Origin of the sequence: Flavobacterium sp. YO64, assembly GCF_004119505.1 — a bacterium.
Taxonomy (GTDB): domain Bacteria; phylum Bacteroidota; class Bacteroidia; order Flavobacteriales; family Flavobacteriaceae; genus Flavobacterium; species Flavobacterium oncorhynchi.
Window position 1 is genome coordinate 84,221 of sequence record NZ_NRQV01000010.1, and the last position, 25,504, is coordinate 109,724.

Sequence of the window (25,504 nt, forward strand, 5' to 3'; positions counted from 1 at the left end):
TTTTATCTTGTCTTTTACAAAAAAACTAAACCAATCTTTTAGCAAATAACCAATGCATATAGTTTTTAAAATCTAGGTACAAGAAATAAGCCGTAAGAGATTAAAATGACTTTCTATTTAAATATCAGCGGCTTATATCGTCGTTATTTTTCGCTTATTTAAACACATTTTAAACCTACTTGATCTTTTGCATGAAATAGAAAAAGATAATACTAAATAAAAAGTAAGAAAAAATATTAAAAACACATTTTTACCCTTAATTTTTTGGGGTTTGAAGCTTGTTTTAATCAAAATCAATAGTATTTTGGACGTTTTCAAAACTGTCATTTTAGGTCGATTTCTATATTTGTTTCTATCAAATAATAACCAACATGACTAATCAAAAGCTAATGAATCATTTATTACAAAATCATTTTTTGTTTATACGACAGAAAATACCTAAGGCATTTTTACAAGTTCATAAATTGTTATACTTTTCTCCACAAACCACAATAAACCAATTGTGATTTATAAAGAAAACAATTTAAGCGACATTGAACCAAACCTTACTAAAGTCAATTTTTACAGCTTTCAAATAAAAGCAGTTATAACTTTTACTTAACAAGGTTAAAAAACTAACTTAAATAATAGCTATCTGGAATAATGAAAAAGTATTCCGGTAAAAAACCAAAACTATGAAAAGGACTCTATTTTTATTTTTACTGCTGACAACTTGTGTGATGTACGGGCAAGATGTTATTACAGTTAAAGGTGTTGTAACCGACTCCCAAAATATGCCTATGCCTGGGGCAACTGTTTCTGAAAAAGGAACTAAAAACAGCACAGTTACCTCTATGGATGGTGAATATCAAATTAAAGTAAAATCTAATGCTGTTTTAGTATTTACTTTTATAGGAACTAAAACTACTGAAGAACAAGTAAAGAACAGAACACTTATCAATACAAAACTTATTGACAATGCCAATAATCTTGATGAAGTTGTTGTAGTAGGATACGGGACAAAAACACGAAAAAACCTTACTGGGGCTATATCTTCTGTAAAAGGAACCGAAATAGCCAAAATTCCAGTACAAGATGTAGCGCAGGCAATGCAGGGACGTATTGCGGGATTACAAGTAACCATGCCAGACGGAACTCCTGGAGCACAGCCTACATTACGAATTAGAGGTGGTACTTCGATTACGCAGAGTAATGAACCGCTTTATGTAGTTGATGGTGTCGCACAAACTGGCGGTCTTGCTTTTTTAGATCCAATGGATATCGAATCTATTGACGTATTAAAAGATGCATCCTCTACCTCTATTTATGGTGCGCAAGGTGCAAATGGAGTAATTTTGGTGACAACAAAAAAATCTGCCGGCGGAAAACTTAGATTAAGTTACGATACGTACGGCGGTATAAAAACCATTGCCAAAACTTTACCGGTAATGAATCCGTACCAATACACACAATTGGTTTACGAAAGTGCGACAGATGACACCAGAATGCAAAAATACCTGAACACTTTTGGCACCTATGAAGAGATGGAAGGACTTTACAAAAATAGAGCGGGAATCAACTGGCAAGATGAAGTTTTTGGAAACGCTGTTGTAAATCAATATCATAAAATAGGTATCAGCGGCGGCGAAAGCGATACAAAATACAATGCTTTTTATTCGGTTAATAACGATCAAGGAATCATGATTGGCAGTGAATCTTTAAAAAACATTGCAAAATTGCAGGTAACACAAGCGATAAGCAAAAAATTTACCGTTAATGCTATTGTCAATTATTCGAATCAAAAAATTACAGGATTATCTACAAATGATGGTGGAAATGCTAGATTAAGTATGCTGCAAACACTATTACAGTATCGTCCTACTATTGGAAAAAATGGTTCTGACGATGAACTTAAATATTTACTGATTGATCCATTAGACAATCAAGCTTCACCAGCATTTCAAAGTCCGCTTATTACTATTGACAGTCAAAAAAGAGAAACAGTAAATCGTTCTATCAACATGAACTTTCAACTTTCGTACTACCTTACACCAAAATTAGTTTACAGCGGTTTGGTAAGTTACACGGATAACAGCGTTAAAAGTAAGTACTTTAATGGCGCTGATGGAATTCAAGCTATTAGATCTGGCGGAGCAAATGGAGGTATTACACATAATCTTTCAACTCGTTTAAATTACAACAACGTATTAACCTACAATAATACATTCGCTAAAAAACATAAACTTAGTGTAACAGCAGGTCAAGAGTATATTTATAATTATTCTGAAGGAATCTCTGCATCTGCATCGGCATTTCCTGATGTAAATTTAGGATGGGATAAATTACAATTGGGAACAATTGCGGCAATGCCAACCTCTTTTGCTGAAGATGATAAATTATTATCCTTTTTCGGAAAAGCAGATTATTCATTCAAAAGCAGATATTTACTGTCGGCAAGTTTACGTGCAGACGGTTCTTCTAAATTTGGAACTGAAAATCAATGGGGGATTTTCCCTTCGGTTTCTGCTGCCTGGAGAGTTATTGAAGAAGATTTCATGAAAAACATTCCTGCATTTTCTGATTTAAAATTCCGTTTAAGTTATGGGGAAGCTGGAAATAACAGAATTGCAAATTATGCCGCTTTAGGTATTTTCAATTCAGGATCATATCCACTAAACAATCAAGTAAACATTACTGCTTTTCAAAGTAATCTTCCAAACCCGTATTTGAAATGGGAATCTACTAAATCGACCAACATCGGTTTAGATTTAGGATTCTTTAAACAACGAATTTCTCTTACTACAGAATTGTATGAAAATCGCTCTAAAGATTTGCTTTACAACACTCGTGTTCCTGCAAGTTCTGGATTTAAAAAACAATTTCAGAATATTGGAGCAACTTCAAACCGTGGTATAGAATTTACCTTGAATACAACTAATGTTAAAAACGACAATTTTAACTGGAATACCACTTTTAATATTGCTTTTAACAAAACAAAAGTACTGGCGTTAAGTGAAGGCGAAACATCACTTATTACTAATAGTTATACAGACAAAAATGACTACATTCTAAAAGTGGGACAACCAGTTGGAGTAATGTATGGTTATGTAAACGACGGTTTGTATCAAGTAAGTGATTTTGATTATAACGCAACTGCCGGAACTTATACTTTAAAAAGCGGTGTAGTAAGTGATAATCTTGCCGTACAGCCAGGTTTTATTAAATTTAAAGACATCAGCGGTCCAAATGGTACTCCAGACGGTGTTATCAATGATCTTGACAGAACTGCAATAGGAGATGCAAACCCGAAATATACAGGAGGTTTAAACAATACTTTTAGTTATAAAGGGATTGACTTAAGTATCTTTTTAGATTTTACAGTTGGTAACGATATTTACAATGCCAACGTACTAAACAATTCGAGACTTAATTTAGACAATCTAAATACATTTGCCATGTTTGCTGATAGATGGACAACTATTAATGCTGCTGGACAACGTGTAACTGATCCTACTGAACTTGCCGCTTTAAATGTTGGAAAAACGAATCCTGCTTTCAACGGTAATGCTACCGGACGTTTGTACAGCGATATTATTGAAGACGGTTCTTTTTTAAGAATCAACAATATTAGTTTAGGTTATACATTGCCTAAAGCGTGGCTGAAAAAATCGTATATCTCAAATTTGAGAGTTTATTTTACAGCTTATAATTTATATGTATTTACGAAATATTCAGGATTTGATCCAGAAGTCAGCGTACTTAACAATGCGATTACCAGAGGAGTAGATTTTAGTGCTTATCCAAGAAGTAAATCCTTTATCACTGGTTTAAATATTTCACTATAATTTAAAGATTAGAAAAAATGAAAAACAAAATATTTTCCTCTGGAGCAATTATAGCAGCGAGTGTATCTTTTCTTTTACTACCGCTTAATTCATGTGAAAAAGAATTAGAAGTTACTCCATATTCTTATTTTACAACAGCCAATTTCTTTAAAACTTCAGACGAAGCCAATATGGCTGTATTAGGAGTTTATGAAGCAATGTCCTCTTTTGACAGTTATGGATGGAATATCTCTATACTTTTTGATACCGATACTGACATTCAACAAATCAACGGTTTAAGTGCCGATGACTGGCGTATGATTCCTCATTATCAAGGTATTTCGCAGACAAACGTTTTTTATGCCGTTTGGAGTAAATTATACGAAGGAATTGACAGGGCCAATGTTGCGATTGAAAGAATTCCGCAAATGACATTGTACACCGAAGGAACACAGGCTCAGAAAGATCAATTAAACAAATTCATTGGTGAAGCTAAATTTTTACGCGGCTTTTACTATTCTGAGTTAGTGCGTTTATGGGGCGATGTTCCCTTTAAAATAAAAAGTTCACAGGCAGGAGATGATTTAAAAGGCGGTCTTGTAGATCGAAAAGAAATCTACACCCAGATTATCAAAGATATGCAGGAAGCTGCCCTCGTATTGCCGGAACAAATCCCTACAGATGAACGTGTAAATAAATGGGCTGCCAAAGCTATGCTGGCAAGAGTTGCCCTATTTGCAGGCGGATATTCATTAGGTGCTGACGGTGTAATGAGCCGTCCTGCCAACTATAAAGACTTTTATAAACTGGCACAACAGCAAATCAACGAAGTAATGGCACAAAACCCGTATAAGTTGAATCCATCGTATTCAAAGGTTTTTAAAAATCAATGTCTGCACGTTTTAGAGCCTACTGAAAACATTTTTCAAGTTGCCTTTTACAATCCAGCAGGATATAGAGAAAACTCCTCTAACATTGGTAATTTTAACGGTGTAACAACTGCAAATGGTTTTTATTCTTCGACTAATTCAAGATGTGTTGTTCCAAAACCTTTTTATAATGGATTTAATGCAGCAGATCAAAGAAGAGATTTCTCGATTGCCATGTACACACTAAATGCCGCTGGAAATAAAGTAGCGCTTTTAACTACAAGACAAGACGAGAGCTGGACAGTTGGAAAATGGAGCCGTGAATTTCAAACCAATTCAATTCAAGAAAAAGCATACAGCCACATTAACTGGGTTATTATGCGCTATTCTGATTTGCTTTTAATGCGTGCCGAAGTAGAAAACGAATTAAATGAAGGTCCAAATGCCATTGCTTACGATGCCATTAATCAAGTTCGCAGAAGAGGTTTTGGTGCCGACGTACAAGGAAGTCGTATTGCTGTTGACTTAAAAACAAAAGGTACTGGATATAGTTCTGCGGCAAATGTAGTAATCCAAATTACAGGCGGCGGCGGTTCTGATGCTTCTGCAGCTGTTGTAACTTTGGCAAGCGGTGCCATCAATACAATTGCAATGCTTCGTACTGGAGACGGTTATACTTCTGTGCCAACTGTTACAATTACAAGTGTCGACGGAAAAGGTTCAGGCGCAACGGCAACAGCTAGAATTTTGCCAAAACCAACAACAGCGGAGATGAATTTGCCAACAGGTCTTGATAAAACTAGTTTTCTTAAAGCTCTTCAGCAAGAAAGAGCTTTGGAACTTTCTTTTGAAGGAATGAGAAGAGCCGATTTGATTAGATGGGGAATCTTAGGAGATAAAATAACTGAAACTGCTAATGCTGTGAAACTTATTCGCTCAAACTATTTCTATCCTTCAGTAGGAAACTTTGTAGCAGGAAAGCATGAACTTTATCCTTATCCTCAGAATGAAACTGATGTAAATAAGAACATTACACGACAAAATCCTAAATATTAAACGGGCGGTTCTTGAATATTTACAATTCATTTTCCCCTCAGAAAAAATATCTTTTTAAAACATTAATGCAGGACCTCGTTCTGCATTAATTATTTCATCCAAATTGAAAACCTCAATTTTTCATTTAATGTTACCTAAACATTCCATTCAAATTTATCCTCCGAAGCTAAAATAAACACTTCAAGAGATAATTAAAATTACAATTATGATAAACTTACATAATTCTGAACTGTCATCATCTTACGCAGTTGGAATCGATATTGGCGGTACTTCACTTAAATGCGGTCTTGTCAATGAAGAAGGAAAAATTTTGCTATCCTTTTTAGTTCCCTTACAGAATGCCCGCACCCAAGAAGAAATTATACAACTAATCGCAGACGCAATCAACCAATGCACCTTACAATTAAAAAAGCCAATTGCCGGCGTTGGTATCGGTTTTCCTGGTCTTGTTGAAAATGGTGTAATTATTGGCGGTGCGGATAATTTACCCGGTTTCGAAGAATTACCATTAGATATTATTTTAAATGAACTAACCGGTCATACAATCGTTATTGATAACGACGCTAACTTAATGGGACTAGGCGAATTAACCTATGGCGCGGCAAAAGATTGCACTGATGCTGTTTTTCTAACAGTAGGCACAGGTATTGGCGGAGCCATTTTAATTGATAAAAAACTTTACGGCGGTTTCAACAATCGCGGTGGTGAACTAGGTCATATCATAATACAGCAAAATGGTTTAGCCTGCACTTGCGGCGGACGCGGTTGTTTGGAAGCTTATGCATCTGTAACTGCTTTAATTGACGATTATAAATCTCAAAACAAGTTTTCTTCTGAAGAAGTTGACGGCAAATATATTGTCGAAAAATACCTAAATGGCGAAGAATATGCCGTTCGCGCTATGGAACGCCATTTTGATTCTTTAGCCACAGGCATCGCTAGTTTTATAAACATCTGCAGTCCGCAAAAAGTAATTATAGGCGGTGGAATCAGCGAAGCAGGCACATTTTATATCGACGAATTAAGATACCGAACAAAAACATTGTCAATTCCAGCTGCCTCAATTCATACCCAAATTGTTGCTGCCAAATTAGGAAATCAGGCAGGCATATTGGGCTGCACTGCAAATGTTTTTCAGAAACTTAAAATGGAGCACTATGAAACGAAATAATTTTCTGGTTGTAATGATTCTTGTAATTTGGTTTGTAATCTCTTTTGTAACCAATATTTTAGGTCCATTAATGCCTATAATCATTCAAACGTACAAACTCAGCCTTACAATGGCCGCTTTTTTACCATTCTCATTCTTTTTGGCTTACGGAATTATGTCTATTCCCGCTGGAATACTAATCGAAAAAATGGGCGAAAAAAAAGCAATGCTTCTAGCCTTTTCTTTAAACTTAATAGGTTCAGCAGCCTTTGCCATAAATCCTCTTTACAGCACTGCGCTAGGCTCTTTATTTGTAATTGGATTAGGAATGGCGATGCTTCAAGTTATTATTAACCCATTGATGCGTACAGCAGGCGGTGAAGAAAACTTTGCTTTTTACTCTGTTATGGCACAGCTTACATTTGGGTTGGCCTCATTTATCAGTCCGTTTGTTTTTACCTATCTCTTACATCAAAGCAATGCTTTTCTAGACTATATTTTTAATAATCTTGTCCAAAATAATCTAAACTGGACGATCTTATACTGGCTATTTACCCTAATTTTTATCGTAATTATTCTGGTAATAGCATTCCTGAAAATACCAATTGTAAAACTCAACGATGACGAAAAAACAGGAACTTCTCAAGTATATTTAGAATTACTGAAAAAACGAGAAATCTGGCTTTTCTTTTTAGGAATTGTCGCTTATGTAGGAACAGAACAATCATTAGCCAACTGGATGTCTGAATTTTTAAGAAGCTATCATGATGTTGATCCTGCGACTAAAGGTGCAAGTGCAGTAGCTTGGTTTTGGGGAGCCATGACTTTTGGCTGTTTACTTGGACTTGCCATTTTAAAACTATGGGACTCAAAAATAGTTTTAAAAACTGCCAGTATTTCCTCCATGATCGTCTTAATTGCTGCATTGTATGGCAATACCGAAATAGCGGTTGCAGCATTTATCACTTTAGGTTTTACCATTTCAGTTATGTTTTCAATTGTATTTTCGCTGGCACTCAATTCTACACATAAGCATCACGGTTCATTTTCAGGAATTTTGTGTTCTGGAATTTTTGGCGGTGCACTTGTGCCTTTAATTATTGGTACTCTCGGTGATTGCATCGGACTGCGTTATGCCATGTCTTTTCTATTTGTAACACTTGGGTATATCTTATTTTTGGCGTACAGCGCAAAACCTATCATTAATAACAAAACCACCAAACTGAAGAATATTTTCAAAAGCGAACAAAACTAAAGTGCAAAATCAGTATGAAATACCGCACAGGCATTGATTTTTAATTAAAATTAATAGCATTTTGTACAAAATCAAAACTATCTTAAATCAATGATCCCTAAATTCGTTTTGTACTTTCAAAGACTCTAAGTCCTATAAAAAGACAGCTAGCTATTAAATAAACCAGACCATTATGTTATTTAAAAAAACAATATTACTGTTATCTATTGCAGGTTTGATTACTGTTCCATTTGTGAGTAAGGCTCAAACCAGTGATCGTCCTAATATTCTAATTATAATGACCGATCAGCAGACTGCAGATGCTATGAGTATTGCAGGAAATAAAGATTTACATACACCTGCAATGGATAAATTGGCACAAAACGGTGTGCGTTTTACCAGAGCATATTGTGCGCAGCCTTTGTGTTCGCCGTCACGCAGTTCAATTATGAGCGGAAAAATGCCTTTTGAAAATGGTTTCATTGGAAATGCTCCTGAGAAAGACGGACAATGGCCAGAAGATTTACTTATGATGGGAAAAATTTTCCAAAACGGAGGATATAAAACAGGTTATGTTGGAAAATGGCATTTGCCAGTACCAACTGCAAAGAAAAGTCAGCATGGTTTTGAATATATTGAAAACACTAATTTTCAAGATTATAATGATGCTGCAACCCCATCGTTCTGTGCTCGCTTTATAAAAGAAAACAAAGACAAACCTTTTTTACTTGTTGCTTCTTTTCTAAATCCGCATGACATTTGTGAGTGGGCGCGCCATGAAGATTTAAAAATGGATGTTCTAGAAAAAGCTCCACCTGCAGCGCAATGTCCGCCCCTGCCTCTTAACTGGAAAATTCCAGATCACGAGCCTAAAATTGTGCGTGAACAGCAAAAAGTAAATCCAGGAACCTATCCTAGCGTAAACTGGACAGAAGATCAATGGCGTCAATACCGCTGGGCTTATAACCGCTTGGTAGAAAAAGTAGATGTTTATATCGAAATGGTTCTCGCTTCTTTGAAAAAATACAATATCGAAAAAAATACTATCATCGTTTTTACAGCGGATCATGGTGACGGTTATGCCGGCCACAGCTGGAATCAAAAACAAATATTATACGAAGAATCAGCAAAAATACCTTTCATAATTTCGAAAATAGGTCAATGGTCACCACGTACTGATGAAATGCTGGTATGTAACGGAATTGATATTATTCCAACCATCTGCGGATTTACCGGAGTACAAAAACCCAATTATTTAAAAGGAATCGATCTTAGCAAAAAAATAGCCAATCCAACGCAAAACCTACGCGATACTTTGGTTATTGAAACCGATTTTGCCGATAACGAAGATCTTTTAGGCATCAGCGGACGCGCTGTAATTTCAAAAGATTTTAAGTATATCGTTTACAATAAAGGCGATTTAAAAGAACAACTATTCAATCTAACCAATGATCCAGGAGAAATTACAAATCTAGCCGTTAATTCAGCCTATAAAAAACAGCTGAATGAAATGCGCCGTTATTTAAAACAATGGTGCAAAGAAAACGGAGACACTTTTCAATCTGGGTTATAAACCAAAAACAAGATTATGTTGCATAAAAAAACATTTATGTTATTACTTTTTGTAATTACATTTCAAATATATGGCCAACAGCCGGCGACAATTAAATTAACAGCTGAAACACTTCACGGCAGATTTAGAGAATGGGCTTATCCTGCTAACGGAGTAACTATCAATACAAACGCTCCTGCATTGCTATGGCCGGGAACAAATGGCGAGAAAAAAATTATGCTGCAAGGAGATATTGGAGACGATTTTACCATCGATCCAAAAATTCACCATGTAGTTTACAAAGTAATGGTGGCTTCAGATCCTGATTTTAAGCAAAATTTAATCAGCAGTGAAGAGCAAGAATGGGCAATGTATCCGCTGCATCAACCACTGAAATCTGGAAAATGGTACTGGAAATATGGTTATCGTCAGAAAAGCTCCCAAAACTGGGTTTGGTCGCCTTCATATGATTTTATCGTTAATCCAACAGCTGTAAACAACCCAGTTTCACCTACAGCCGCTACGGTTTTACAGCGTGTCAGCGGACAGCATCCGAGGCTTTGGAATATGAATAAAATAGGCAGCGATTTTTACTTAAAAAACCTGTCTAATCCTGAAGCTAAAAAATTTATCACTTATGCCGAAAAGTTAATGCTGGAGCCGCTTCCCGAAGAAAAGCCAAGACGTTACATTGATACAACCGGTAAATCTGAACTTCAGAAAAAAATCAATATTGAAGCCATGTATCACGGTTTTGGAGATATGGTGGGCAATCCTGTACGCAATCTTTGCATTGCATATCAGCTTACAAAAGACAAAAGATTCATTTTGGATGCTAAACGCAGAGCATTGAATATTGCCAATATGAACCCAGATGGTTTAGCTACGCGCGATGATTTTACGGGAGGAGCAATATTAGAAGCCGTTGCATGGTTTTACGATGCTGGATATGAATTTCTAAGCTCTGACGAAAAAACATTCTTAAAATCTGTCATCAAATTACGCGGTGAGCGAATTTATCGTCATCTTCCTAATCGCTTTGAAATCAATATAAACGACAATCACATTTGGCAGATTACGTTACGAAATTTGGCAATAGGCGCCGTAGCAACTATCGACGAAGTGCCCGAAGCCAACAAATGGCTGACTTATATTTATGAAGTCTGGTCTGCCCGATTCCCTATTTTAAGTAATAATGACGGCGGATGGCATGAAGGCAGCGGTTATTTTAAAGTAAATTTCAGATCATTTATTTATTTATCTCAATTATTAGGTGATTTAAGCGGTGTAGATTATTTTCAACTGCCTTGGATGCAAAACCTTCCATATTTCCTGCTCTACACACATCCATCGGCGGCTTCATGTATGGCTATGGGTGACATGTGGGAAAAAGAACCTAATATTGCTAAGATAGACGCTTCCTTTGCTGATGCTCTTACGTATAGAATAAACAACCCTTTTCTTAATACTTATGTAGCAGCAATTAAAAAGGACTATCCTAGCTACTTTACAGGAACAGACGATTTATTGCTTTATCGATTAATAAACTATAAACCAGAACGAAATCTGCCTGAATTGTCATTTAATGAGCTTCCGAAATCACGTTGGTTTAAAGATGTAGGTATAGCTGCTATGCATGAAAATTTATCTGATTCCTCAAAAAATTTAAGCAGTTATTTCTTTAGTTGTCCTATAGGTTCTTCGGGTCACGGTCATGCTTCACAAAATGCATTTACGATTAATTATAAAGGCAAAACTATTTTTGGAAGCACTGGCTATTACAGTAATTTCAGTGATCGTCATAACCTTTTAGATTATCGAACTTCTCGAGCCTATTCAACTATTTTAGCGGATAGTTTGGGACAGAAAATTGGTGAAGACGGTTACGGCTGGACACCTCGTTTTATTACAGGAAAACACATCCAATATGTCTTGGGTGATGCCACAAAAGCTTATGGCTCTATTACAAATGAATTTTGGCTGGATCGTTTTCAAAAAATTAATGTTGTACCAAATGAAGCAAATGGATACGGAGAGCGAAATATTACACTTTATCGCAGACATTATCTACAGTTAGAAGATGGTTATATTGTGATTTATGACGAACTCGAAGCTGAAAAGCCTGTAAAATGGACTACCCAATTTCAAGTACCTTATTACACCATCGAATCAAAAGAAACTGCCAGCAGCAAACAGCAGAATTTTACCGTAAAAACAGATGTAGGTTTAGTCAATACAAGTGTTTTTGCTAATACTGATCTTAAAATGCAAGTGCACGATAAATTTGCCGAAGCAGCCGTAAACTGGAACAAAGTAACGGGAGCAGACGGGAAAGTTTTCGAATACAAAAATCAATGGCATGCAGGGATAACTTCAACGCCAAGTAAAAAAATGCGTTTTCTGACCGTCATAAAAATCGATGGTAAAGCTGCAGAAGTCATAAAACCTGTCGCACTAAAAAATGGAAACATTCAGCTGAATTTTGGCAGCTGGGAGTTATCTGCACAATTAAACAATGACGAAGCGCCAATGTTGAATATTAAAAATGAAAAATTAAATTCGGCCTTTAATTACGGTGCCTCTTCTATTAAACTAGGAAAAAAAACGTATCAACATCAAACCAGCGGAAGCTCAATGCTTGTTGAAACTATCAATAACAAACCAATGCTGCAAGAAGTAATCGATGAATTACCAGATGTTGCAAAATATGATTCTAAAACGAAGTAATGAGTACCATGATAAAAAATATAAGTATTTCGATCTTACTAATTCTAAGTGGTAAATTATCTGCGCAGCAACCTGCAGAAATTAAACTCACTGCCGAAAAATTACATTCAAGAGTGCGCGAATGGCCATATCCTGTAAATGGAATAACGGTGCCTACAAATGCTCCTGCCCTTCTTTGGCCAGGAACAAACGGTAAAGAAATGGTAAAACCAATGGAAAGCGGCAGCGCAATTCCTGAAGATCCAAATATTGGCAACGTTCGATACAAAGTAATGCTGGCAAGTGATAAAAACTTTACTAAAGATTTAATCGCGAGTAATGAACAGCGCTGGGCAGTTTATCCTTTACATCAGGCTTTAAAATCTGGAAAATGGTATTGGAAATATGCTTATGCTTTAAAAAAGAGCAATCAATGGACGTGGTCTCCAACTTATGATTTCATTATTGATTCCAAATATGCAAACCAAAAAGTTTCACCGCCTGTAAACGAAGTTTTAAAACGAAATGAAGGAGCACATCCCGTTTTGTGGGATATGCGCACAATTGGCGAGGATTTTTACAAAAACAATCTTGATAATCCTGAGGCTAAAAAGTTTATCGCTTACGCGGAAAAATTAATGCTTGCTCCTCTCCCAACCGAAAAACCACAACGTGTAATTGATACAACCGGTAAAAATCCATTAGAAAAAAAGATCATTATCGAGCGAATGTATCATGGTTTTGGAGACGCCGTTGGTAATCCAGTTCGTAATTTATGTATTGCTTATCAGCTTACTAAAGACAAGCGTTTCATTCTAGACGCCAAACGCAGAGCCATAAACATTGCTAATATGAATCCTGACGGACTTGCAACAGGCGATGATTTTACGAGCGGTGCAGTACTTGAAGCTTTAGGCTGGTTTTACGATGCAGGATATGATTTCTTATCACCAGATGAAAAAGAGCTTTTTAAAAACATCATTAAACTTCGATCTAAAAGAGTTTATGATCATTTACCAAACCGTTTTGAATTACACGTAAGTGACAATCATGTTTGGCAGATTACTATGCGAAATCTTGCTATTGCAACCGTTTCGGTAATAAACGATGTGCCCGAAGCAAAAGAATGGCTTACTTATTTGTATGAAGTATGGTCAGCACGTTTTCCAGTTCTTGGCACAACAGACGGCGGCTGGCATGAAGGAAACGGCTATTTTAGAGTCAACTTTAAATCAATTATTTACCTGTCGCAAATGTTTGGCGATTTTAGCGGTGTTGATTATTTCAAATTACCTTGGATGCAGAATCTGCCTTATTATATGCTTTACACGCATCCTAATAAATCGGCAAGTACCGCAATTGGCGATATGTGGGAGAATATTCCTTACATTGTAAAAGGCGAAGCTTGGTTTGCAGATGCGCTGACTTACAAAATTGACAATCCTTATCTAAACTGGTATGTTGACGGGATAAAAAAAGAATATCCATCCTATTATCACGGTACAGATGATTTCCTGCTTTTCCGTCTTTTAAACTTTAAACCAAACCGAAAATTACCTGTTTCATCTCCCTCAGATTTACCAAAAACACGCAAATTTGGGGACGTGGGAGTTGTTGCCATGCATGAAGATTTAGCCAACGCCGATAAAACTTTAAGCAGTTATTTATTCAGCAGTCCGTTTGGTTCTTCGGGACACGGGCACGCATCGCAAAATGCATTTACCATTAACTATAAAGGAAAAGTACTCTTTGGAGGAACGGGTTATTACAGCAATTTCAGTGACAAACACAATCTTTTGCATTATAGATCTACAAAAGCGTACAACACCATTTTAGCCGACAGTTTAAACCAAAAAATCGGCGAAGAAGGTTACGGATGGATTCCAAGAGCGATCTCAGGAAAACGCATTCAATATGCTTTAGGAGACGCCAGCAATGCTTACGGCGAAATTAAAAGTGAATTCTGGCTGAACAGATTTGAACAAATTAAAGTTGCACCAAGCAAAGAAAACGGCTACGGAGAATCTGGCGTAACATTGTACAGAAGACATATGCTGCAATTAGAAGGCGGATATATTGTTTTATACGATGAACTGGAAGCCAAAAACCCAGTTAAATGGACAACACAGTTTCATTGTCCCTATTATACTATTGAAGGTCAGAATGCAGAAAAATCAAATCAGCAGCAATTTATCGTAAAAACTGATTTAGGAAATGTTACAGCTAATGTATATGCCGAAAGTCCACTAAAAATGGCAGTACACAATCAGTTTTTTGAAGCTGCTGTAAACTGGAACAAAGTTACCGACGATGAAGGTAAAATTAAAGATTTTAAAAACCAATGGCACGCCGGAATTACCTCAGAACCCAAACAAAAATTTAGATTCTTAACTATCATTCAAATCAAAGAAGGTAAAACAGAAGTCATTAAAACCTTATCAAACGTTAATGATTTAAAGCATTTACAAGTGGGAGATTGGGAAATTCTAGCGCAGTTAGACGGCAAAAAAGCGGCAGCATTACAAGTAATTGGTAAAACCGCAAAATCGGCATTTAGTTTTGGTAATCAATCTTTAGAATTTGAAGGAAAAAAATATACTCCAAAAATTGCAGGAAGTTCTGTATTACTAGAAATTTACAATTCTAAAGTAAACAAACAAGAAGTTGTTGACGAATTGCCAGATGCCGCTAAATACGATAAAAATTAAAAGAATAATGTGTTTTCTTTTTGTTTAAATTAGAGCTTACGTTCTTTTAAACAAGAAGCCAAACCAAACAATAAACTATAATTCAAACCTTTATGAAGAAAACGATTCTCCTTTTTACGTTTTTCTACATAACTCTTTTCTCAGCGAAAAGTTATGCGCAGGTACAAGATCGCTATTTCCGAACTATTTCGGTTGATAAAGGCTTGTCGCAAAGTTCTGTTTTTGCTATCCAGCAAGATACTTTAGGTTTCATTTGGATAGGAACACAAGACGGATTAAATCGTTATGACAGTAAAGGTTTTAAAGTGTATCGACCAATAAAAAACACTAAAAATAGTTTACAATCTTATTTCATTCGAAGTTTGTTTACAGATCATAAAGGACGATTATGGATAGGCGGAAATCAAGGTTTAAGTGTTTATAATTATGATACTGATAACTTTACCAATTACCAGTTTCCAAAAAGTTTGGGCGAATGGTATATCTCCTCTATTACAGAAGACAGTGAACACCGAATTTGGGCAGCATCAATTACAGGAGAAATTTTTGTTCTATCGCCAAAAGACGAAAAATTCACCAATATTAAATTTAAAGCCTCTTCTCACGAAATAAAAGAGATTGCTTACATCAGTTTTTGGCAGCAACAGCTTCTTATAGGAACCGATGTTGGTCTTTTTCAATTGAACCCAAAAACACATCAATTAAAAAAACTGAATTTAGGAATTAAAAAACCTTACATCAATAGTGTTTTTGCAGATAACAAGAACTTATGGATTGCAACTGAAGGTTATGGAGTGATTTTGTATAATGGTCAAAACCGCCAGACTTCTACTCTTGCACACAGTTCATCATCAAATAGTATTGCTGATAATAATATTCGTTGCGTGGGTAAAGATACAGAAGGTAATATCTGGTTTGGTACTTTTAGAGGTCTCTCTATTTATAATCAAGCCGCTAATTCTTTTACAAATTATTATCATCAAATTTCACAGCCATACACCATTGCTCAAAATTCAGTACGATGCTTTTTGAAGGATAAACAAAACGGAATCTGGCTGGGAACCTATTATGGCGGTATTAATTACTATCATAAAAACGATATTAAGTTTAATATTTTAAGCCAAAACTCAGCGAAACCATCCTTAAACGATGAAGTTATTGGCGTAATCAAACAAGATGCTAAAGGTAATTTTTGGATAGGAACCAATGACAAAGGAATAAACTATTGGAACAAAAACGCTGGTACAATCAGTTATTATTCAAATAGCGAAAACAATCCTAACAGTATAAGTTCTAATAATATTAAAGCCATTGCTTTTGATGATAATGGCAATGTACTTATTGGTACTCATAACGGAGGAATGAATCTTCTTAATCCAAAATCAGGAACAGCACAACGATTTCGTCATGACGAAAAGAATCCCAACAGTATTGCAGGAGATTTAGTCTACGCTTTGCTGAAAGATTCTAAAGGTCGTATTTGGGTGGGTACAAGGACTGGTTTAGACCAATTTCATCCCGAAACCAAAACTTTTACTCACATTCATTTAGACAAAGCAGGAAAACGTTTAACATCAGACGCTGTTACTTTTTTGTTTGAAGACAGTAAAAATCGTATTTGGATAGGAACTACAAACGGAGTTACGCTCTTTTATCCTGATACGCTTTTGTTTGGAAATGTGGGGCACGGAAAACTAAGTGAAGATATTATCAATTGTATTACTGAAGATCAAAAACACCGAATTTGGATTGGCACTAGAGAAGGCTTGCGTTTGTATGACGAAAATCAAGAATCTTTTATAAGCTTCAAAGCTCGAAAAGACTTTTTTGAAGAAACCATTTACGGAATTGTTCCTGATGATGATGGCAATTTATGGATTTCTACCAATCACGGCCTGATCAAATTTAATCCTGACAGCCGTTCGGTTCAAAATTTTGACGAAAGTGACGGTTTGCAAAACAAACAGTTTAACGAATATTCGTTTTGTAAAGCACAAGACGGTATGTTACTTTTTGGCGGTATCAAAGGTATTTCGTACTTCTATCCTGCTATGATCAAGCAAAAACCACTGCCTTTAAAACTAAGTTTTACAACACTTGAGGTTTTAAACAAAACGGTTGCCGTAAACGATGAAACCAATATTTTAGAACAACATATTGATCAGGTAAAAGAACTCGAAATTGGCTCTGAATACAAGCAGTTCAGTATCTTTTTCAACACATTCAATTACATTTCATCTAATAGAACTTATTACTATTATAAACTCGATGGCATCGATAAAGACTGGCAGCGCACAGATCAGCTAAAAGTGAGCTACAGCAATTTACCAGCAGGAAAATACAACTTTCAAATCAAAGCCGTTGGTCCAAATGGCGAAATGAGCGCTGTAAGGACTCTAACAATTGATATTCTTGCACCTTGGTATAAAACGCTTTGGTTTTCGCTGCTTTTATTAACCATTATTGGTATTGCTGTTTACATTGGTTTTAAAATTATTAAAGAAAGAATTCAAGCTGAACAACAGTTAAAATTAGAACGTATTGACAAAGAAAGAGTAAGTTATATCAACCAAGTAAAAATGGATTTCTTTACTAATGTTTCACATGAATTAAGAACGCCGTTAACATTGATTCTGGCTCCTTTAGAGGAATTATTAAAAACTCCTTTTGCAGATAAAATATCTAAAAAGAAACACGAACTAATGTTTATTAATGCAAAAAGACTATACAACTTAGTCGACCAGCTTTTTGAGTTTAGAAAAACCGAAATGGGAACGCGACAGCTTAAAGTAGGTAAAGGTGACATTGTTCGTTTTACTCGTGAAATTTATGAATCGTTTAAACCGCTTTCAGAAAAAAACGACATTCATTTTGCCTTTCATACAAACGAAGAACAGCTTTTATTTTATTTTGATAAAGATGCTATGGAAAAGATTTTGTTCAATCTTTTATCCAATGCTTTCAAATACACCAAAACGGGGCAAAGCATCACGCTGGAATTAGTAAAGAAAAATGAAACTGTAGAAATAAAAGTCGCTGACACGGGGGTTGGAATTAGTGAAGACGATTTATCAAAAGTATTCGATCGCTTTTATCAGGTAAACAATCGTGAAATGAATTTGGGCTCTGGTGTTGGTTTGGCTTTTACAAAACGCTTAGTCGAACTGCATCACGGAGAAATTTCTGCCGAAAGTACTAAAGAAGTTGGAAGTGTTTTTAAAGTAACAATTCCTGTTTCAGATCAAGTGTATAAAAACGATCAACATATCGAAGATTCATTATATGAGCTAGATATTGTTACCGATAATGAACTTGATAACGAAAATATTCTAGAAGAAGAAAATGAATTAGCAGAAAGAGATCAGCCAATAAAACTGCTTTTAGTTGATGACAATAAAGAGATTATAGATTATCTGCAGGATTACTTTGGTAAAATTTATGATGTAACAGTCGCTTACAATGGTCAAATGGCACTCGAACTTCTAGAAATTCACCAATTTGATATTATCATCAGCGATGTAATGATGCCAGAACTTGACGGATTACATTTTTGTAAACGTGTTAAACAAAACATCAATACTTCACATATTCCATTAGTGCTTTTAACCGCTAGAACCGAAACGAGCCAGCAGTTAAAAGGAATAGAAATGGGCGCTGATGATTATATTACAAAACCTTTTTCGACTCCAATATTGGCAGCGAAAATTACAAATCTGCTGCGCTCGCGTAAGCGTCTAAAGGAATATTATGCTGTAGGTAAAGAAATGGTTCCCGAAAACATTGCTTTTAATACGCTTGATGAAGATTTTCTGAAACAAGCCATACAAATTGTCGAAGATCATTTGGCCGATTCTGAGTTTTCAGTAGATCATTTCAGCAGACAAATTGGTATGAGCCGTTCTAATCTCTATTTAAAACTCAAAGCTATTACAGGTGAATCGGCAATGGATTTTATAAAAAGAATCCGATTTAAAAAAGCAGTAGAATTAATGCAGAGTAAGCGATACACCATCGCGCAAATTACCTATATGTGCGGTTTTAACTCTCCATCTTATTTTTCAACTGCATTTAAGCAGCATTATGGCTGTATGCCAAGTGAATATTTAGCCAAACTAGAGCAGCCAAAAGAATAACGAAACAACAATACAAACTAACTAATGCAAACAAAAAACATCTTTTACAATCCTCCGCCTGTTTAATTAAACAGTTGTAAAAACAAAGTCTTTACGCAAAGGCAAACTCAATAATTTCGAAAATTACAGACTCGGCAAAATGATTTCATTTTTGATCGACAAGTTCTTTTTATGCCTTTTTTTAAATCAAAACAGAAACAAAAGAAACACAAACAATAACTTCAAACAAAACAACATAACAAACTATTAATTAAAATTTTATGAAAATAATAAAATCTTTTTTTTTACTTGTTTTTATTCTACCCATTACTTCCATTGGGCAGACAAAAGCAAGTATTACTATCAAAAACAATTTGGCAGTAGACCAAACAGAAACAGTGGTTTCTATAAAATGGAAAGACATACTTTCCTCCTATCCGCAAATCGATACGGCGAACTTTATTGTAATTAATCCCAGTACAAAAAAGCAAATTCCTTTTCAATTGGAATACAAAGGTTCTGCTGCTGTTCAAAATTTATTACTGCAAGTAAATGTTAAAGCAAAATCAACACTAAATCTTTCTATTCAAAAAGGGAAACCCGAGATTTTTGCAGCAAAAACATATGCTCGCTACGTTCCTGAACGCAAAGATGATTTTGCTTGGGAAAATGATAAAATTGCATTTCGCGCTTACGGAAAAGCTCTAGAAAAAACTGAGGGTGATGCGTACGGTTTTGATGTTTGGGTAAAACGTACGGATAAGTTAGTATTAAATGACCGCTACAAACGCGATGATTACCATATCGATCATGGTGACGGCTTAGATTATTATCATGTAGGTTTTACATTGGGCGCCGGAAATATGGCTCCGTTTATCAAAGACACTATTCGATACTCAGGCAATTATCACCAATGGAAAGTTTTAGATAACGGTCCTTTACGTTCCACTTTTCAATTAAAATATGACGAATGGAATGCTGGCGGCATAAAAATGAGCGCAGTAAAAACTATCTCGCTTGATGCAGGTTCGCAGCTTAACCGAATCGAAAACATCTACACAATCAATGAAAATAAGCCTATTCCTGTTGTAGTGGGAATCATAAAAAGAGAAAAAGCAGGCGTTATTGCTTTAAATGAACAACAAGGTATTATGGGATATTGGGAACCTACTTTCGAAAAAGACGGCACAACTGCTGTAGGTTCTATTGTAACAACTCCAGTAACTTCTATGTGGAGCAGCAAAGAACAAATACTAACACAAACAACTGTCAAAAACAATGAACCGATTGTGTATTACACTGGGGCGGCTTGGGATAAAGCATCTAAAATCACTACTGCAAAACAATGGTTTGATTACTTGAATACTTTTCATCAAAAAGTAAACAACCCACTGATTGTAACAGTAAAAAAGAACTAAAACAGAATTACTATTAACTATAAACAAAAAAGAATGTCAATTAATTTATTTGATTTAACAGGGAAAACAGCATTAATTACAGGTGGTGTTCACGGATTAGGAATGGCAATGGCTAAAGGACTTGGACATGCAGGTGCAAAAATTGTAGTAAACGACCATTCGTCGCAAGAAGCTGTAAACAATGCAATCGCCGAATACAAATCGGAAGGAATTGAGGCTTACGGTTACTTATTTGATGTTACTGATGAAAATGCAGTAATCGAAGCAATTAATAAAATAGAGTCTGAAGTAGGTCCTATCGATATTTTAATAAACAATGCCGGAATTATCAAAAGAACGCCAATTATCGAAATGGAAGTTGCAGATTTTGAAGCTGTGGTAAAGGTTGATTTAACAGGTCCTTTTATTGTTTCTAAAAATATTGCTAAAGGAATGATTACACGCGGAGGCGGAAAAATTATTAATATGTGCTCGATGATGAGTGAACTTGGCCGAGATTCTGTAAGTGCTTACGCATCGGCAAAAGGCGGATTAAAAATGCTGACTAAAAACATGGCTACGGAATGGGCTAAATTCAACATTCAAACAAACGGAATTGGTCCTGGTTATTTTGCAACAAGCCAAACGGCTCCAATTCGAGTAAACGGACATCCTTTTAATGAGTTTATTATGGGAAGAACTCCAGCAGGACGTTGGGGAGATCCAGACGATTTACAAGGTGCAGCAATCTTTTTAAGTTCAAAAGCAAGTGATTTTGTAAACGGTCATATTGTTTATGTAGACGGCGGTATTTTAGCAACAATTGGAAAACCATCTAACGAAAATTAGATCGTAATTAACATCATAAAATCAACATTCGTTCGTTGAACTTACACTATTTTATAAAAAATGCTCCAGCGGAGTGGAATATATATTTTAAAAAAAAACATGCCGCTCCTCTGGAGCTTTTTATGCACGAAACTAAATTATGCTATAAATATTCAGCTCCGCTGGAGCTTTCTTCGGCAAAGCCTTTTGTTTACAGCATTAGGCTTTGCTTTTTTTACTGTTTCTGAGTATTTTACAGATAAATCTTAAAAAATTAAAAATTTCTTACTAAAAATATCGTTTTTTAAACGAAATTTGCACTTTAGTATTAAAAAATTAAAAACAAACCCCAAGTTTAATCAAAACCCTACTAATGAAAAAAACGTATTATTTTTTTCCAGTACTTGCCGTTCTGGCAAGTATCACTTTTTCGTGCAGTGACAAAGAAGACGGCGAAAATTACAAGCCAAATTATCTGCCTAGTATTGACGCCGCAACATTACCAGCAGGAAATCGTGCCTTTACAATGTTTGAAGACGCTGAAAACTCTTCAAAAATGTACGACAATAAAGACCGTTGGTTTAGAGTAAATGAGCCTTTGCAAGTAATTCAAAAAGGCAAAGATTCTGTTCAGGTATCACTGTATTCACCAGTTGGATTGACTGATGTGAAAATATATGCTAAATTACCTAACTACGAAAAACGCTTTGTTCTTTACAATTTTTCAAAAGTACCTGCTTTTCACAGATCTTTTCATCAAATTCCGTTAACAGCGGGTAAACATGACTACGAACTTGAAAACGGTAAAACAGTTACAATCGATAAAATCGAAGGATTTTCTTCGGGAGCAATCGAGTTTTATGTAGAATCTACTGATCCTTTATTTCAGAAATTTAAAAAAATCAAGTCTACACACTTAGTACAATTTAGCGCTGCGTATCACACTAATGAACTTGGTAAGTTTTTACCAATGAATCCAGTTTTGGCAAAAGAAGCCATAACTATGATCATCAATTATTCTTATGCTTTAAGTCATCCTTTGTATTACAGCACTTTTACAAATTTCAACAAATACAAACAAGAACAGGCCGCTACGGCAGGAACTGCAATAAATGGCGCACTTAATTGGCATGGTAATGCTGAAGATAAGGACGGGACTTATGACTATTTAACTAAAGAGGAAATAGAAAAAACATACTGGAATTACCTTGATGGCAGAACGGTAAATATGGCAATGGTTGGCGGTGCAGCAGCTTTAGGCGGCGGTGCATTGGCTTCTCAATGGGAATCTGGTTATGTTACAGGACATTGGTTAGGCGAAATGTCGGTTTGGTCACATGAATACTCGCATCATATTGGCTGGGGACACAGCAGTAACTTAGCAAACAGCGGTGAAGGCGGCGGTCAACAGGAAATGCTTACTGATTTTTATAAATACTTGATTTACTTAAACGATCTTCCTTTTACAGATCCTGAAGTCCTAAAAGGATACAGCAAAACAAGCTACCTAACGGGTAAATACAAAAAACCAGAGTTTAAGATCAATCCTAAAAACCCATTTTTACTAAAATATAAAGGAGAAGGAAAATGGAACTAACCCGCAAAATCAACATGAATAAACTACCTTTTTTAATACTGCTGCTTTGTTTTATTACCAGCTGCAGCAAAGATTCAGATGGTCCTGAACCAACAAATTACGACTATTACTACCCTACAAACGAAGCTTCGATTACAGCTAAACAAATTGGCGACGGAGCTGGAACGCTTGATCCTAAAGGAATCACGATTTCAAAAGAGAAATTATATGTTTGCAACGGCAATGTTTTAGAGGTTTTTAATGCCGTGACTTTAGCACATATTAAAACAATTGCAAACTACACAAAAGGAAGCACAACAATTCCGTTTGTTAATTTGACATCTGTTTCTATTGATAATGGACGAATTTATATAGGAAGTGTAGAATCGAGACTTTTTGTTCTTGACGAAACTACCACTCTTGGAATTAACACGGTTGGAAACGGACAATGGTGGCAGACTTTTGTACACGTTTTTGGCGTTGTGGTAAAGGACGGATTGGTATTTGTAAAGGAAAAAGAAAAATCTATTAAAGTTTTCGAAGCTTCACAAATTACTGAAACCAGTGACTGGAATCTAAAACCTTTTGCTAAATTAAATACTTTAAGCGGTTTCGATCAAGTATATTCTATGGATGTAACGGATGGGAATTTGGTAGTTGCAGGAAGAGACGCTAAAAGCTATTTATATTATAACATTGCTGGTATTCGTGCCAATGCTGCCGCTTCAATAACTACTCCATTAGAACCCGTAAAAGCTCCTTTTGAAGAAGCAAAACCAATTTCGGTAGTATTTAGTAAAGATTGGGCGATAACATCAGAAAACGCAGGAAACACCTCTTATTTACGTCTTTATCCAAAAGATGAGTTTAACAATAGAGAATACAAACCAAGAGTAAATGCTTCTGACATTATGGGACAAAATCCTTTTGGTACTATTGTAAGTACTGCACTGCTTAATGATCGCATCTTTTTATCTGATAATACAAATAAAACAATTCGAGTTATTAAGCTTAATAAATCAACAATTGCAGAGCAAAAGTAAAATTCTCCTCTGCCCTTGTTGAATACGTATTAAACACATAGAAACATAGACTCTATTTTTATCTATAACAAGGAGACAAAAAGAAACACGTTTCTCCTACATAGGCGCGCTATGTGCATTTAAATTAAGCGAAACACCTTTTATTGAAGTATAAAACTATGTTTCTATGTGTTAAAAATTATACGCAAAACATTTTAAACGATTCAATTACAATCAAAAACACCTCTAAAACCTTGGGCTTTAGAGGTGTTTTTATTTTATGAGAAATCGCTTTTATCGCTCTTCTTTAATCAAATACATTATGGAGGCTGACAATAAACATATTATAGAAATGACTAAGAATAAAAACTTCGTATTTCCTGTTTTTTCAATAATATACCCAAGTAAAGGCTCTCCTAAAGCTGCAAAAAGATAACCGCACATATTCATGGTTCCAATTGCAGTTCCTGTTCGCTCCCGCCCCATTATTTGCGGGCACAAAGCCCAAAAATTAGCTTGAGGTCCGTAAACAAAAAAGCCGCAGGCAATCAAAAGAAATCCTATCACAACTAGATTTGCATTATGCATAAAGAACAATAGAAATGAAAGCCCGCAGCAAACCAGCATTCCTATAAATATAGATTTGTAATTGCTTTTAAAAAGCGTTGTTGACAGCTGTCCAAAACTAAAAGCACCAAAAGCCATACCTAACGGAAGCAAAAAGGTAACCCAGATTAACGAAGGATCTTCTTTCCAGTTATCACCTAAAAAATGCACAGGAACCCAAAATATTAATCCGTAGCGCGCCATACTTTCTAACCCAAATGACAGACAGACTAATCTAAACTTTTTATGTCCCAAAACTTCACTATAACTCTTTTTTATTGCTGCAAAATCGAAACCTTTTGATTTTCTTTCTAAAGGAACAGGCGATGCTTTTATAAAAATTAAAAATACGGTGGCTGATATAAACAGTAATAAAACCGGCAGTCTAAACAACATTCTCCAGTCTAAATGCAGCGAGGTAATATAAATTGAAATACCAAAGGTCACTGCTGATGAAAATCCCGCTGCCATGGTATACAAACCAAAGGCTTTGTTCTGTTCTTCGGTTTTAAACCAATTGGCAATTATTTTTCCCCCAGGAGCCCAAGCCATCGATTGAAAATAGCCGTTTAAGAACCATAAAACTAAAATGATATAAGGCGAATGGGTAAAACTAATTCCTAAGTTGCAGGCAATAGACAAATAAGCTCCTATTGGCACTAAGTATTTTGGATTAAAACGATCGGCGAGATTTCCGTTGATAAACTGTCCTAGCGAATAACCTATCAGCATGGCAAAACTTATCCAGCCAATAAAAGTATATGAAATCCCTAAATCTTCACGCATTGCTTTTGTTGCCCAGCCAAAGTTATGTCTGCCTGTATAAAAAAACAGGTAACAAAACATGGTAATGAAAAGCATTTGGTATTTTTTTGAAATTTTACT

13 protein-coding genes are annotated in these 25,504 nt (G+C 35.6%); 12 read left to right on the forward strand and 1 reads right to left on the reverse strand.

Going from position 1 to position 25,504, the window contains the following annotated elements; translation table 11 throughout:
* Positions 1–674: 674 nt before the first annotated feature.
* The 12 genes from BOW57_RS09300 (at position 675) to BOW57_RS09355 (ending at position 24,034) form a co-directional block, all read left to right on the forward strand.
* Positions 675–3,824 carry a TonB-dependent receptor gene (locus BOW57_RS09300; RefSeq protein ID WP_164973683.1) on the forward strand — a complete coding sequence of 1,050 codons (3,150 nt, stop codon included), beginning with the start codon at positions 675–677 and terminating at the stop codon, positions 3,822–3,824.
* A gap of 17 nt (positions 3,825–3,841) precedes the next feature.
* Positions 3,842–5,728, forward strand: a complete 1,887-nt coding sequence (locus tag BOW57_RS09305) for a RagB/SusD family nutrient uptake outer membrane protein (protein WP_129053884.1) — start codon at positions 3,842–3,844, stop codon at positions 5,726–5,728.
* Positions 5,729–5,933: 205 nt separating this feature from the next.
* On the forward strand, positions 5,934–6,899 hold the full coding sequence (locus BOW57_RS09310; RefSeq protein WP_129053885.1) for an ROK family protein: 966 nt from the start codon (positions 5,934–5,936) through the stop codon (positions 6,897–6,899).
* A complete protein-coding gene (locus BOW57_RS09315) occupies positions 6,886–8,133 on the forward strand; it encodes an MFS transporter (RefSeq protein ID WP_129053886.1) in 1,248 nt (415 codons plus the stop codon). The genes BOW57_RS09310 and BOW57_RS09315 overlap by 14 nt, the downstream gene beginning before the upstream one ends.
* 172 nt (positions 8,134–8,305) lie before the next feature.
* Positions 8,306–9,685, forward strand: a complete 1,380-nt coding sequence (locus tag BOW57_RS09320) for a sulfatase (protein WP_129053887.1) — start codon at positions 8,306–8,308, stop codon at positions 9,683–9,685.
* A 36-nt stretch (positions 9,686–9,721) separates the two neighbouring features.
* Positions 9,722–12,391 carry a DUF4962 domain-containing protein gene (locus BOW57_RS09325; RefSeq protein WP_129053888.1) on the forward strand — a complete coding sequence of 890 codons (2,670 nt, stop codon included), beginning with the start codon at positions 9,722–9,724 and terminating at the stop codon, positions 12,389–12,391.
* Positions 12,391–15,078 carry a DUF4962 domain-containing protein gene (locus BOW57_RS09330; protein WP_241687421.1) on the forward strand — a complete coding sequence of 896 codons (2,688 nt, stop codon included), beginning with the start codon at positions 12,391–12,393 and terminating at the stop codon, positions 15,076–15,078. Before BOW57_RS09325 ends, BOW57_RS09330 begins: the two co-directional genes overlap by 1 nt.
* 92 nt (positions 15,079–15,170) lie before the next feature.
* Positions 15,171–19,211, forward strand: a complete 4,041-nt coding sequence (locus tag BOW57_RS09335) for a two-component regulator propeller domain-containing protein (RefSeq protein ID WP_129053889.1) — start codon at positions 15,171–15,173, stop codon at positions 19,209–19,211.
* Between the two features lie 260 nt (positions 19,212–19,471).
* Complete coding sequence (locus BOW57_RS09340; protein ID WP_241687422.1) at positions 19,472–20,608, forward strand: DUF4861 family protein; 1,137 nt, start codon at positions 19,472–19,474, stop codon at positions 20,606–20,608.
* Positions 20,609–20,641: 33 nt separating this feature from the next.
* Positions 20,642–21,436 carry a gluconate 5-dehydrogenase gene (locus tag BOW57_RS09345; protein ID WP_129053890.1) on the forward strand — a complete coding sequence of 265 codons (795 nt, stop codon included), beginning with the start codon at positions 20,642–20,644 and terminating at the stop codon, positions 21,434–21,436.
* A gap of 352 nt (positions 21,437–21,788) precedes the next feature.
* Positions 21,789–23,012 carry a hypothetical protein gene (locus BOW57_RS09350; protein WP_129053891.1) on the forward strand — a complete coding sequence of 408 codons (1,224 nt, stop codon included), beginning with the start codon at positions 21,789–21,791 and terminating at the stop codon, positions 23,010–23,012.
* Complete coding sequence (locus BOW57_RS09355; RefSeq protein WP_129053892.1) at positions 23,003–24,034, forward strand: hypothetical protein; 1,032 nt, start codon at positions 23,003–23,005, stop codon at positions 24,032–24,034. The genes BOW57_RS09350 and BOW57_RS09355 overlap by 10 nt, the downstream gene beginning before the upstream one ends.
* A gap of 273 nt (positions 24,035–24,307) precedes the next feature.
* On the opposite strand, the gene BOW57_RS09360 is transcribed toward BOW57_RS09355, so the two are convergent.
* The gene (locus BOW57_RS09360) at positions 24,308–25,480 is read right to left on the reverse strand and encodes an MFS transporter (RefSeq protein ID WP_129053893.1); all 1,173 of its coding nucleotides are present in this window, start codon (positions 25,478–25,480) and stop codon (positions 24,308–24,310) included.
* Positions 25,481–25,504 lie beyond the last annotated feature (24 nt).